Genomic DNA, 13,353 nt, shown 5'->3' with positions numbered 1-13,353 from the left:
AAACCTCTTTGAATTCATGAATAAATCATAATTCTTGAGGTCATATTATTAACCAACCCACGGTTAGAAGCTGTGGAATTATTTTATCGATATTTTAAATACATAAGGGTAGCTCAATTCACTGTAATTATTCCCATAGCCAGAAGCTATTTTTACTACAATGACTGTTGACATGTTAGTAACTTGCTGGGAAAATACGTAAAAAATTAACCCTATGATTGACCATAGCGATCGCGTAGCGTCTCGTAGAGAAGGCACATTTCAGGGTGTTGGAGGACTTGACCTGTATTACCAAAGCTGGCATCCAGAGGGTAAAGTACGGGCAATATTAGCCATTGTGCATGGACTTGGAGCGCACAGCGATCGCTACAGTAATGTAATTCAGCATTTGATACCCAAACAATATGCTGTCTACACCTTAGACTTGCGTGGTCATGGACGCTCACCAGGTCAGCGAGGCTATATCAACGCTTGGAGTGAGTTTCGAGAAGACTTAAAAGCTTTCTTAGAGTTAATTCAGACTCAGAATCCTGGATGCCCAATTTTTCTCTTGGGTCATAGTTTAGGTGGGGTGATCGTTTTAGATTACATTCTGCGCTATCCCCAACAAGCATCAGTATTGCAGGGTGCGATCGCTTTAGCGCCAACCTTGGGGAAAGTTGGGGTTTCACCTATCCGGGTACTTTTAGGAAAAATGCTCTCACGGGTGTGGCCGCGTTTCACCCTGAATACAGGCATTGACCTGAGTGCTGGTTCACGAGATCAGCAGGTTTTAGCCGCCTATGCCCAAGATAAGCTGCGACATACCCTTGCCACAGCCCGTCTAGCTACTGAATTCTTTGCAACAGTTGATTGGATTAATGCTCATGCAGGTGATTGGCAATTACCATTGTTGATTCTCCACGGTGGTGCAGACCGAGTTGCTTTACCTGCGGGAAGTGACATCTTTTACCAACGGGTAAAGTGCAAAGATAAGCTAAGAATTGAGTATCCGGGAGCCTATCACGAAATTCAGAGCGACCTTAATTACCCTGAGGTAATGGCTGATTTGGAGGATTGGTTGGAGCGACATCTACCATCTGAAACAGTGCAGTTAGGACGGGGAAGTGCTGAGTTAGAGTTTCCTAGTTCTTAGCACTTTAACTTTACACAGTATTATGCTACCAGGACGATCGCACCCACTTTTCTCAAACAAGCGATCGCATATTAAAGAGTCAGTTATGTATATTATCTGAAAAATATGTTGCTGAGGATACAGAGTTTTTGCCAACCAAGATAGGTTCTCCCTTTACTCCTCCACGGGTAAGAGTACAAATTTTATAAAGGTTTTCGCACTCAAATATTGCCATAACTAACTCTTTCCCGGTTTGATAAGAGGATGGTAAGGGTTTACCTACCTCGCATTCCATATTAATTTCGCGATCGCGCCACTGTAACTTCCAAATACGCTTTTCGGTTATTGGTGCTTTTACAGACTGAGCAAAAGCACTATACACTTGCTCTGCTTTAACATCATCTTTAGCTGCTGGCACAAAAAACTTCATAGGCTTTGGTTACAAATAACGTAAATTTCACTAGCACCAGCGTAACGCAGTTACCAAGGCAATCTGCTTCCATCCCACGAGAAAAACTGTCCACTATCGCCTTCTTGAAGCTGTTCGATAACAGTCAGTAATTGGATAACGGTGCGTTCCACTGAGAATAATTTTTCCGCAGCTACATTTCCCTGGAAAGGCCGGGAAAGACGCGTATCAGTTGTACCAGGATGCAATGTCACTATTAATGCTTTAGGACAACTTCTTTTATACTCAATTGCCGCAGTTCGCATCAACATATTGAGTGCTGCTTTAGAAGCGCGATAGCCATACCATCCACCAAGTTGGTTATCGCCAATACTGCCCAATTTAGCAGAAATATTAGCGAACACGCTGCGTTCTCCATGACGAAACAAAGGCAGTAGATGTTTAGCCAGTAAAACAGCACCAATACTATTTATCTGAAAGTAGCGCAGCAAATTTTCTGAATTGATCTGTCTTAAGCTTTTTTCAGGTTGCAAAGTATCTTCATGCAATAGTCCTACACAGTTGACTACCAAATGCAGTTTGTCAACTTGGGTACGTATTTTTTGAACAGCTTCAATAATCTGCAATTCGTCTGTAATATCCATATTAAGACAAATTAATCGGCCAGAATGTTCGCTTGCAAGAGCTATTAAATCAGAGGCTGACTCTGGTTGACGAGAAGTTGCATAAACTTTGGCTATTCTGTCATCTTGTAGCAATTTTTTTACAAAACCCAAACCAATACCTTGGCTGGCTCCCACAATAAATGCATTGACAGGATTAATTTCATTGATCAAAGACATATAAACTTAGGATTTTACAATAGTAACAATTAATACAAATTAGGATAGATGTTGGGTTTGGTTCGCTTCACCAACTTACTAAAATTAGCAAAATTAGAGTTATTTTGGTTTATTTACCAATACAAAATTTGCTAAAAATTTTATCTAAAACTGATTCCGTTACTTCTTCACCAGTAATTTCTCCCAATGCCTGGATTGCACCACGTAAATCAATTGTCCAAAAATCAAGAGGTAACTGCTGGGCAATTGTTGCTTCTACTTGTTCCAAAGAAATTTTCGCTTGAGTTAAGGCTGCTGCTTGCCTTTGGTTAATGGCTAAATCCATATCAGCTGCTTGGATTTTTTCAGATTGAATTATCTTTAAAATTGCTTTTTCTAAACTATCAATACCTTGATTTTGAGCCGCGGCTGTAACAATTCTAGATTTGGAATTTGGAATTTGGGATTGAAGAATTTTGCTTTCACCTTCTTCTACTAAATCGATTTTGTTAATCACTAGAATTAACGGACGGTGTTGCACTTGTTCGTAAATTTCTCGATCGCCTTCTGTCCAACCTGCTGAAGCGTCGATGGTAAGCAAGACTAAATCAGCTGCATTGGCGGCACGACGCGATCGCTCTACGCCAATTTTTTCCACTTGGTCTGTGGTTTCCCGAATCCCTGCTGTATCTAGGACTTGTACGGGAATTCCCCCGACAACTAACTGAGATTCCACCACATCGCGGGTTGTACCGGGTAAGTCTGTGACGATGGCGCGATCGCTCTGGCTCCAAGCATTCAATAAGCTCGACTTACCCACATTGGGCCGCCCAACAATTGCCACTTTTAAGCCAGTGCGTAGCAACTCACCTTTGTCTTTGGTTTCTATTAACCTAGTGATTTCGGCGGCAATTTTCTCGATTTCTGATATTATTACTTTATCATCCAGCGGAGGAAGGTCTTCCTCAAAATCAATTCGAGCTTCGATTTCTGCCAAGATATCTAAACAGTTGGCGCGTAACTGGCGGATCGGATGAGCTAATTTCCCCTGCAAACCAGCTAAGGCAGTTTGGGCAGCTTGGGGCGATCGCGCTCCCACTAAATCAGCGATACCTTCGGCTTGAGTCAGATCCAATCGTCCATTCAAAAAAGCGCGGAGAGTAAATTCTCCTGGTTGGGCTAGTCTGGCACCATTTTCCAAACACAGTTGTAATACTTGCTGCACTGCCATTATTCCCCCGTGGCAATGGAATTCCACCACATCTTCACGGGTGTAAGAACGAGGTGCTTTCATAATCAGCAACAGGGCTTCATCTACCAGTTGTTGCGTTTGGGGATGGCGAATGTAACCGTAGAGAATCTGGTGACTTTCCCAAACTTGTCGCCCTGGTGCGTGAAAGAGAGTTTGGGCTAGAGCCATTGCTTGGGAACCGGACACCCGTACAATACCAACGCTACCTTGTTGGGGGACAACAGCAGTAGCGATCGCCGCGATAGTTCCACTAGTAGCAAAAACTTCTGACATGAGCGCCCTTCATAAGAGTGAGAAGTTAGGAGTCAAAATCATAACTCATAACTGATAACTTTCTAAATGGTAAGTATTTAGACTAATGGGATGGCAACTGGCAAGGTAAAATTTACCTGGAGGGTAATGCTTGATAGTAAAGAGTTAGGGGTGAAAATTATAACTCCTGTACAGACGCGATTAATCGCGTCTCTGCTCATAACTTTTAAAAAGAGGAATTTATTGTGGAGCAAAAGATTAACTGCGCTGTAGCCTGTGTTAACGGCTGTGTTTTAGGGGATAAATGCCCCAATATCGAGTTTAGAGAGGCCGCTGCAAAATTTATTGAAGAGACTCCCTTAGACAAAATGTTGGAGTTGGCACAAGAACGCCTGCGGAAAAAAATGACAGAACCACCAAAATGGGTTTTTCCTGAAGATCCATAGCATTCGCGCCAACAGGCAAAAGCAAGACAGCGCGGAGGTTAAATAGTATTTGGATCTATATTTAATTCTCGCAGTTTTGCCGCCAAGCGATCGCTGCATTGTTTCTCTTGGTTAGCGCGTTGCTTTTGTTGTTCAGCCTGTTGGGCAACTTCTTCTGGTGCCGGAACTAGTTCTCCTCCAGGCATAAAAAAGCCTAACTTTTCTTGATAAGCACCTAAATATAAACCTAGCTGTTCACTTCACAACCAGCCTTGTGGATTGGGTTCCAACGCTTGATATTCACCATCAAGCGAATGTAACCCTTCAAATTCTAAGGTTTCTGGTCAAACCAGAAGTAAACATATTGTCTTCTTACAATCTTAACCAAAACCTCGCAGGAATAGGGCTACTCCAAGAATAAACTGGAGCACCCCTGCAAATGATCAAATCACTTAGATGTAACTAATCTTATGTTCGGTTTCTGCTCCAAGGTCCCCAAATCGCACATGTAATTCCAGGACTCTGGATATTGACAAACATTGTGCGGTCATCAGGTGAGAAGCAAGCACCCGCGAATTCACTGCCGTTAATAGCATTTGCTGCAAACCTATACAGATCCCCTTCTGGGGTAACGCCGATCACGAATTCAGTATTGCTACCGTCTTCGCACAAGAAGATATCTCCAAAAGGAGCCACAGTAATGTTATCGGGGAAATTGAGTATATTCTCTGCGGGAGACTCCACAACCAGGGTGATAGTACCACTGTTGGGGTCATTATTGTTAGGTTTATAAGCAAAAACCTGCCCTTGCCCTGCATTGCCACCACTGCTACAGGTAAAGTAGATTAAGCCATTGCCATACCAAGCACCTTCACCACGTGCAAAAATGGCTGCACCCTTATTTTGCCCCTGCTGCCGCACGGAAGTAGCAGCGCTATTGCTAGCAGGATCAACATTATCAATCTTTACCCACCTAACTGATAATGGTTGATTTTTATATTGAAGAAAATTCCTGCGAGTATCTTGAGGAGCACCTTCAATAACCAGGGCCTCAAGTATTCCATCACCACGAGTTTGAAGATCGCCATATCTAGTAGGACGGACATCAGCACGGAAGCGATAGAAGCAGCTAGCTCCCTCATCTTCAGTTTCATAAATCCATCCGCTTTCTGGATCAACTGCGACAGCTTCATGGTTAAAGCGACCCATTGCCACAAGGGGAATCGGATCGGCAACCTGAATGTCGGCTGTTGCTGGAACCTCAAAGTTGTAGCCATGCCTTTTCATAGCTCCACCCGTTCCAGGAAGAGTCAGATTTTCTTCACAGCTAATCCAGGAATCCCAAGGAGTCGGCCCTCCAGCACAGTTACGAATAGTCCCCGCTAGAGAAACAAATTGCTTTCTCACCCGACGGTTAGGGCCTACAACAATCGTCGTTGTACCTCCTCCAATCTGGTCATATCGCGGCAACACATTGAGTCCATTAGAACTAGGACTTAGCTCGTGATTTCGCACCAGAATTGTAGTGTTGTTAGGCCCAGCAAAGGCAGCCATCCCATCATGACCACCTGGCACTATTGTCCCATCATCCATAGGTTGCCCAGTAATCGATATTGCGGTGTAGTTAAAACCGGGGGGAAGTTCAAGCAGGGGAGTAGTCCCCAAGTTAATTCCACTACGAACAACACCAACAAGTTCATCCGCATTTTCTGGCATTTTTGGTGTTAATGGGCCGTAACCACCAGTTAATCCGACAACTTGGCCATTAGCACGTCTTGCATATAAGGCTTCCAGAGGAGAAAGCATCGTAACACCGACAGCACTCGCGCCAGCCAATGTAAAAAAGTTACGTCTTGATAAATTCATTAGTATACTGTCAGCAAAAGTTCAGAAACCTAATGAATGGTAAAAGTTCGCCTTTAAGGTATTATTAAGAAAGCGTTAATAAGAACTTTTAGACATAAAATTGCTATGCTGTTAGTAAGCAGCGTTTAATGAAAATAGGAGCTTCAATTCTTTAATTACAATAGAATTTTTGCAAAAAATTTTTGTAGTGTTTTGTCGTATTGTTTTTCAAACTGGTATTATTAATTTGCAATCTGCTGTAATAAAAATGAATGTTTAAATAAACAATATAGCGATTCTCAAATGTAGGAAATACGCTGACAAACATCTCAGGAGTCAGAATATTCTGACTCCTGTCTTCCCAAACCAGAGGTTATTGCATCCAATTAAGAACTTCTATAATTTTCTGCTCAACGCTCACCTGGATTCTAAATATCTAATCCAACTACCATTAAGTCAGGCGGATGCTCAACATTGAACTGGTAATATATCTCTCGTCGCTCCTGTAGTGGGAGAGTTAACTGCCATTCCAAAATACCCATTTCACCAAGTTGAATTTGCGGATTGCTCCGGCTGAGGCGCACCTTAATTTGCTCGTTACGGCTAATCGGCAATTGTTCAGTTAGTTTCAGATTTACTTCTTTGTCGAGTAGGTTAATAATGAACAATCGATAACTATAAGTAATCCGGCGCTGGTTGCTAATCAATCTTTTGTCTACCAGACGTTCAACTAAATCGCGCTCAATTTTCAAACCTTCATCAATCCCTAAGTTCAGTTTGAATTCTTGTCCTGGTGCAATATTTTCTAACTTAGTTGTTCCTATAAAAACATTGTCGCGGAAAATATTCGCTTTACCTGGTAACAGAGTTGCACCGTTGGGATTATTTTTTACATTAGCTTGCAAATAAGCAAAACTTACTAAGCGTGGCATAGCCACATAATCGAAGCTACAAGGGTAATCATCATTGAAAATTGTAGTTTTATGAGGTGCGCCATCACTAGGAATGTTACCGCCACCATTCAATTTAAAGGTAACTACACTTCCTTCTTTGGATACTTCTGCTGTAACGGTTTCTGCTGGAATGAGACTATCTTCTGCAACTTCATCTTCTCCTTGCCAATCTGCTCTGGCAGCAGGAGCAGCCTGTTCTGCGATGGTAGGCAGGAGTGGTGGCTGGGCAGAAAATCGTCGTTGTCGTACTAGTTGTGGACGTGGGGCATCAATATACCAGGGTTCAAGTTTGGGTGGGAGTGTACCTAATCCCGGTTTAGCGGTAGAAAGGGTGAGATTTGCACCAATCCAATCTTCACCGGTGCTTTGAGTGATTTCTGCAAGGTAGCTCAGATGTACAATATCGCTGGTGGTGCTAAAGCGCAAGTCATATCGCGGACTCCAACTGGCACGATTTACTAGGTAGGAAAGCTCTAGCTCAAACTCGCCTTCACCTGCAACTTCAACTCCTACAACTAAGCTAAAACTCTCTTTGGGATGGGGTGTTTGGATTTTTTGCAACGAGGCGCGGAGTGCTTGCAGTTGTTTGTCTAATTCTTGCTGCTGGGTTTTGCACTCCCCAGATGCGATCGCATATTCACTATACTGGCTTCCAAGAAAGTTCAAAAAATCCAAAGTTTCGCTGAGGCTGAGATTTTTACGGGATAAACTCTGTGCAAAGGGTTCTTCTGTTTTTTCACGTAAGCCTGCAATAAAACTAGATTGCAACACTAAAGCATCTACCTGGGCTTGCAGGTGGCGTTTTTCTGCTTCTAACTGCTGAATTTGCCTTGTCAAATTTGCGACTCGCTCGGCTACTGGTTCAGTAGTGTAGATGCGATCGCTACTCACTCCCACCAAGCGCACCCCTACCGTCCCTTTACCGCTAACTCTGACAGACTCAGTTTCCAGAGTCTCTGGCACTGGGGTAATTATTAATTCTTGTTCAATTCCTGTTAAATCAATTACACCACGCCGTGTAACCAATGCTCTGTCAGAGTACACTGTAACAGCTACAATCTCGCTTTGTACTGTTTTGCGCCAAGACGGTATTTCCGGGTTAACCACTGCCAGTTTTCCCCCATTTTTAATGATTCTGCTGGTTAATTGTCAATGTTTCCGGGTCTAGCCGTCAACCCCTTTAGGTAATTCATAATTCGTAATTCGTAATTCGTAATTACGAATTATTTTACCCGTGAGTTGGTTCAAGCGTAGTGGAAGTAGTAGCAGCGTTTTGCTCTACAAAATTCTTTGCCGCACCGAGGAGATACTCATAATAGGTACGAGCGACGATAGATAGCTGCTTGCCAGCTGGGTAAACCATATACCAATGTCGCTCAATGGGAAAGTGTTGTACATCTAGAATGCTAAACTCCGAAGCGTCTAACAGTAAGGTATGACGCGATAAAACCGAAATCCCTAAACCACCTGCGATCGCTTGTTTGATTGCTTCGTTACTTCCCAATTCCAGCTTGACTTTTACTGTCACCCCTTGTTCTTCAAATAGGTTTTGGACGGCACGACGAGTTCCTGAACCTGGTTCTCGCATAATAAAAGGTTCGTTAGACAGTCGTTGTATCGGAATATTTTTTTCTTTAGATAACGGATGATTAATTGGTGCAAAGACTATCAAAGGGTTTTCTAGAAATGGCTCGCAATTCACATCTATATTGTCTGGAATTTGACTCATAATATATAAGTCATCCAGATTATTACTCATCCGTTCCAAAATTTGTTCGTGATTCGTTACTTGCAGGGAGATATCAATCCCTGGATAAAGTTCGCAAAATGGCCCTAACAAACGTGGGATAAAATATTTTGCTGTTGTAATCACTGCCAAGCGTAATTGTCCCTGTTTTACCCCTTTTAAATCTGCTACCTTCATTTCATATTGGGCTATATTTTCAAAAATCTGCCGACAAGTGGCAAATAATTCCCGTCCTGCTTCGGTGAGATACAATCGCTTCCCCACTTGCTCAAATAATGGCAACCCTACCGATTTTGTGAGTTGCTTAATTTGCATAGAAACGGTAGGTTGAGTGAGAAACAATTCCTCAGCAGCGCGAGTAAAGCTACTGTGTCGTGCCGCCGCCTCGAATACCTTTAACTGGTGCAGCGTCGCTTGCTTCAAAAGTGATTCTCCTGTAAATAGCTATTCATAGATATAAAACTAGTATTACTGAAGGCTTGCAAATGATATAGCTATGCTCATAGAAAGCTACGAGTTTTATTATAGATAAAACTCTATTGCTCCTATTAAAATAAAGGTATTTTACTTATGGATTTAAGAAGCTATTATCAGAACAACAAGAAAAGCGTAAGATGCCTTCCATAGCCCGATGAATGCTGAATGATGAATAAGGCTTTTGCAAAATTCATCTATCATCATTCATCATTCCATAATTCTTCTGCAATTTTTGTAGGTAGCTTAGTTAAATCTGGTAATCTTAGCACCTCTATTTCGGCAACTTGCTCTTTAATATTCACTGGTAAGTTTAACGGTTGGCGTTCTTCTATCCAGCAGCTTGCTAATGGCAAAGTTTGCTCCATTTCGTCTAGCGGTCGGGGAATTACCATTACTGCATTTAATTCCCCAATGCGTTCTGCCTCGAACATTCCCGCTTCCACTGCTACCGCCACATTTGCTACAGAACCACGAATAATGGCTGTACACAAACCCGCACCAATTTTTTCATAGGCTGCCAAATGAACATCAGCAGCTTTGAGCATGGCATCACATGCTCCTACCATCGCGGGGAATCCTCGCGTTTCTACCAAACCAATTGCTTGGTTACTCAGACGGCTGTAATTACCTTCCTCCATCAATTTAGTGAAACGGGTTGTGATGGGAAGTACTATATCTAGGTTGGGATAAGGTCGGGGAATCACCAAGCTAGAAACCAACTGACCAAACTGTTCAGCAGTTTGGACACCAGATTCTACGGCAAGACGCACGTCAGCAATCCCACCCCTGACGATCGCAGTACAATGCCCACTACCAATTTTTTCATACCCAATTAGGTGAACTCCTGCGGACTTTAGCATCATATCCGCTGTCCCAACTATTGCTGGAAAGCTGCGAGTAGAAACTAAACCCAAAGCAGTGTCCTGCATGGTACTGATAGACCGTTGATTAGATGTTTCCATGTGAACTTTCCCAGATAATCACAAAGCTGACAACTTACAATTAACACTTACTCAGACTAATCGTCAGAGTTTGGGTCGTTCAAGGATTGTCTATGGGGAAACAATGTAGTCAACAGTCTGTGTATGCTCCCTTGCCCATAAATTTGAGTCCCGAAACCGTTAGAGGATTCTGTGGTTGGCTGATTGGGGTCTGAGTCATGTTCTGTAGACTCTTGGGGGGCTTCTTGCAAGGTGGAGTCAGCATCATTGGTCGGTTCCTCTACGGGAGGAGACTGACTTTCTGGAGTGGCGGGAGATTTAAAGTAAGAAATCGACTTATTTTGTTTGAAATCCACAAAAGCTGAAGCTGAGAAGTTAGTTGAGGAAGTTACTTTTTCCTTAACTTCCCCTAAGCCATTTTCCTTTTCCTTCTGCGGTGTTGCACTTGTAGGAGTTTGGTTATTTGTAGATGGTTCCGGTTGCATTGTTTGAGCAATCTGTCGACTGGTGTCTCCTAAAATTGAACCAGGTGCAATTACTTGTCCAGGTTCAACTGAATAGTTAAAAACTGTTGTTGCTGAACCAATGCAAGCATTTGCTCCAATTTTGCCTTTGCCAACCATCAAAAAACCGGCTCCCAAGTTTGCGCCTGCTTCTACCTCTAGGGTTCCTTCATGGACTTGGAGAATTGCTCCCATGCCAATACAGACCCCTGGCCCAATGATGATCTTGCTGTTTACAGCTGCTTGGAGGATCACCCCAGGTGCAAGTACTGCGCTTGGATGAATAGTCACCTCACCACTAATGTAAGAATCAAAGTTATTGCTGAGGCGCAGTGACAGCACAGACATGGAAATTTTAACCTCGGAAGCCGGAAGAAATTAGAAAGTGAGGAGTTTGTCAGAAGTTATGAGTTAGAAGTTATAAGTTGGAAATTTTTAAGATTAGAGTTTTGATTCAAAGCTTATTCCTAACTCCTGTACTGACGCGATTAATCGCGTCTCTCCTAACTCCTAACTCCTAACTCCTTAAGGTCGTTGGATAATCGTTTCTAATACCCGACGCTTGGCTTTGGGGTCAATACCAATTAAGCGCACATATTCCCCTTGATATTCGCCAAGGTGTCCTTCTACGGCTGCGATCGCTTCTCTTTCTGAAGTGGCTTGAATTTGACCAGTACTAGTCCAGGAACCAGTACGGAACCGCCGTTGGTCTACGTGTTCAAGGCTAATTTTAGAGCCGCCAGCCAATAATTGTCGGAGTTGGTCTACTACTTCAGTACTCAAGCGGGTACTGGTAGCTGTTGCTGTTGCTGTTGCTGTTGCAGAGGGCGCACTGCTAGTAAATGATTTCTGGCTGCCAGAGGAGGCTACTTGACCATTTGGACGTTGGATAATGGTCTCTAATACCCGACGCTTGGCTTTGGGGTCAATACCAATTAAGCGCACATATTCCCCTTGGTATTCGCCAAGGTGTCCTTCTACGGCTGCGATCGCTTCTCTTTCTGAAGTGGCTTGAATTTGACCGGTACTAGTCCAGGAACCAGTCCGAAACCGTCGTTCATCTACGTGTTCAAGGCTAATTTTATACCCACCACTCAGTAACTGCCGGAGTTGGTCTACGACTTCTGTACTCAAACGGTTACTGTTAGATGTTGGCGTAGCAGTAGCAGAGGATGCATTGCTAGTAAATGATTTTTGACTGCCAGAGGAGGCTACTTGACCATTTGGGCGTTGGATTATGCTCTCTAATACCCGCCGTTTGGCTTTCGTATCAATGCCGATTAAACGCACATACTCACCTTGATGGCTTTCTATACATTCTTCCAAGCCGGAAATTACTTGATTTATGGAAGTTGCTTCAATTGGCTTGCAGCTAGTCCAGGAACCAGTCCGGAAGCGGCGCTCATCTACGTGTTCCATGCCAATTTTGTAACCACCTGCCAAAAGTTGGCGGATTTGCTCTACAGTTTCGCCATTGACTTTGCCACTGCTAGAGCCGCTACCATTACCATTACTGCTGTAGCTGCCATTGCTATGACTACTAGCCGGAGCCTTAAAATTGGTAGCTGGTTTAAAATCACCATCCGGGCGTTGGATGATGCTTTCTAACACACGTCGTCTATCTTTGTCAATACCAAACAGCCGGACATACTCGCCGCTATGGTCTCTTACACAGCTTTCTAATGCTGCGATCGCTTCACCGATGGATCTTGGTTCAATTGGTTGGCAACTAGTCCAAGAACCCGTGCGGAACCGTCTTTGGTCTACGTGTTCTGTACCAATCTTATACCCTTGTTCCAATAGATAGCGCACCTGCTCTATTGTTTCTGCACCCAAGCTATTGCTCGACACTTCACTACTCCTTTCTAGCTCTAAAACAGTAACACCATTACCTTTATAAGATTTAGTGTTCTCATCCCGAATTGGTGCAATACATTTGCTATCCGCAGCACAAAGATAACCAGCTCGCAGCGCCTGATTAATCCCAACCACATGATGAGCAAAGTCCTTATCTTGATCTTGCACATCTGGCAAGCGGTCAGCTTGCTGCTGGCTGGTAATTATCGCTCCCGAAGGTATATATTTACCTGGGGGAATTTCTACGTCTTGAATCAAAGCGTGCATCATCACGATGCAACCTGCACCCACCCTGGCATTAAACACAGTAGAGCGGAAGCCAATGAAGGAATTATCCCCTACATAAGCTGGTCCATGAATTAGAGCCATATGGGTAATGCAAGTATTTTTGCCAACCCACACTGAGTATTTATTTTGATCGTCTCCAATTACTCGACCTTGCTCTAACCCATGAATCACAACACCATCTTGAATATTAGTGTTTTCACCAATATAAAAAGGTGTGCCTTCATCCGCTCTAATCGTAGTCCCCGGAGCAACGATTACATTTGCACCTATCCGTACATCCCCAATCAGATTGGAAAACTGGTGTACAAAGGCAGTTTCATGGATTTGGGCTTCAGCTAAATTCCTCGACCACGGGGTTGGGGGTGCCGCCGTGCTGCGGACTGCCATTTCGAGATTCCTCCTGTATTAAGTTAGGAGTTATGAGTTAGGAGTTATCAGTTTTAACTTTTCACTCCTGACTCCTCACTTC

Annotated in this window: 10 protein-coding genes and 3 pseudogenes; 2 read left to right on the top strand and 11 right to left on the bottom strand. The window is 43.3% G+C overall.

What is annotated here, in order from left to right:
- Nucleotides 1-214 precede the first annotated feature (214 nt).
- A complete protein-coding gene (locus tag F8R90_RS22970; protein ID WP_196512604.1) occupies nucleotides 215-1,135 on the top strand; it encodes an alpha/beta hydrolase in 921 nt (306 codons plus the stop codon).
- 79 nt (nucleotides 1,136-1,214) lie between these two features.
- On the opposite strand, the gene F8R90_RS22965 is transcribed toward F8R90_RS22970, so the two are convergent.
- From F8R90_RS22965 to mnmE, 3 genes are all read right to left on the bottom strand, one after another.
- Entirely contained in the window at nucleotides 1,215-1,544 is a 330-nt protein-coding gene (locus F8R90_RS22965) for a hypothetical protein (protein ID WP_196512603.1), read from the bottom strand.
- 50 nt (nucleotides 1,545-1,594) lie between these two features.
- Complete coding sequence (locus F8R90_RS22960) at nucleotides 1,595-2,365, bottom strand: SDR family NAD(P)-dependent oxidoreductase (RefSeq protein WP_196512602.1); 771 nt, start codon at nucleotides 2,363-2,365, stop codon at nucleotides 1,595-1,597.
- A 109-nt stretch (nucleotides 2,366-2,474) separates the two neighbouring features.
- Nucleotides 2,475-3,869, bottom strand: a complete 1,395-nt coding sequence (gene mnmE, locus F8R90_RS22955) for a tRNA uridine-5-carboxymethylaminomethyl(34) synthesis GTPase MnmE (protein WP_196512601.1) — start codon at nucleotides 3,867-3,869, stop codon at nucleotides 2,475-2,477.
- Between the two features lie 224 nt (nucleotides 3,870-4,093).
- Here mnmE and F8R90_RS22950 point away from each other — a divergent pair, with 224 nt between their 5' ends.
- Nucleotides 4,094-4,294 (top strand): hypothetical protein, encoded by a 201-nt coding sequence (locus F8R90_RS22950; protein WP_012410641.1) that lies wholly within the window; start codon nucleotides 4,094-4,096, stop codon nucleotides 4,292-4,294.
- Between the two features lie 38 nt (nucleotides 4,295-4,332).
- Here the strand turns inward: F8R90_RS22950 and F8R90_RS33060 are convergent.
- From F8R90_RS33060 to F8R90_RS22915, 8 genes and pseudogenes are all read right to left on the bottom strand, one after another.
- Nucleotides 4,333-4,631: pseudogene (locus F8R90_RS33060) on the bottom strand (Uma2 family endonuclease); the annotation flags it as partial.
- 110 nt (nucleotides 4,632-4,741) lie between these two features.
- Nucleotides 4,742-6,139 carry an alkaline phosphatase PhoX gene (locus F8R90_RS22940; protein ID WP_196512599.1) on the bottom strand — a complete coding sequence of 466 codons (1,398 nt, stop codon included), beginning with the start codon at nucleotides 6,137-6,139 and terminating at the stop codon, nucleotides 4,742-4,744.
- Between the two features lie 407 nt (nucleotides 6,140-6,546).
- A complete protein-coding gene (locus F8R90_RS22935; protein WP_196512598.1) occupies nucleotides 6,547-8,178 on the bottom strand; it encodes a mucoidy inhibitor MuiA family protein in 1,632 nt (543 codons plus the stop codon).
- Nucleotides 8,179-8,299: 121 nt separating this feature from the next.
- The gene (locus F8R90_RS22930) at nucleotides 8,300-9,241 is read right to left on the bottom strand and encodes a LysR family transcriptional regulator (RefSeq protein WP_196512597.1); all 942 of its coding nucleotides are present in this window, start codon (nucleotides 9,239-9,241) and stop codon (nucleotides 8,300-8,302) included.
- Between the two features lie 254 nt (nucleotides 9,242-9,495).
- Nucleotides 9,496-10,257: a BMC domain-containing protein gene (locus tag F8R90_RS22925; RefSeq protein WP_196512596.1), complete on the bottom strand. Its 762-nt coding sequence runs from the start codon at nucleotides 10,255-10,257 to the stop codon at nucleotides 9,496-9,498.
- 56 nt (nucleotides 10,258-10,313) lie between these two features.
- Entirely contained in the window at nucleotides 10,314-11,087 is a 774-nt protein-coding gene (locus F8R90_RS22920; protein WP_190891125.1) for a transferase, read from the bottom strand.
- Nucleotides 11,088-11,264: 177 nt separating this feature from the next.
- Nucleotides 11,265-11,510: pseudogene (locus F8R90_RS33910) on the bottom strand (ribulose bisphosphate carboxylase small subunit); the annotation flags it as partial.
- 108 nt (nucleotides 11,511-11,618) lie between these two features.
- Nucleotides 11,619-13,271 (bottom strand): annotated as a pseudogene (locus F8R90_RS22915) (ribulose bisphosphate carboxylase small subunit); the annotation flags it as partial.
- Nucleotides 13,272-13,353: the final 82 nt, after the last annotated feature.

The organism is Nostoc sp. NZL (assembly GCF_015714705.1).
GTDB lineage: Bacteria > Cyanobacteriota > Cyanobacteriia > Cyanobacteriales > Nostocaceae > Nostoc > Nostoc foliaceum_A.
This window is presented reverse-complemented; position numbering and strand designations above follow the sequence as displayed.

Coding starts and splice junctions, on each gene's coding strand:
- F8R90_RS22965 (WP_196512603.1), bottom strand. CDS start 1,544: ATGAAGTTTTTTGTGCCAGCAGCTAAAGATGATGTTAAAGCAGAGCAA.
- F8R90_RS22960 (WP_196512602.1), bottom strand. CDS start 2,365: ATGTCTTTGATCAATGAAATTAATCCTGTCAATGCATTTATTGTGGGA.
- F8R90_RS22940 (WP_196512599.1), bottom strand. CDS start 6,139: ATGAATTTATCAAGACGTAACTTTTTTACATTGGCTGGCGCGAGTGCT.
- F8R90_RS22925 (WP_196512596.1), bottom strand. CDS start 10,257: ATGGAAACATCTAATCAACGGTCTATCAGTACCATGCAGGACACTGCT.
- mnmE (WP_196512601.1), bottom strand. CDS start 3,869: ATGTCAGAAGTTTTTGCTACTAGTGGAACTATCGCGGCGATCGCTACT.
- F8R90_RS22970 (WP_196512604.1), top strand. CDS start 215: ATGATTGACCATAGCGATCGCGTAGCGTCTCGTAGAGAAGGCACATTT.
- F8R90_RS22920 (WP_190891125.1), bottom strand. CDS start 11,087: ATGTCTGTGCTGTCACTGCGCCTCAGCAATAACTTTGATTCTTACATT.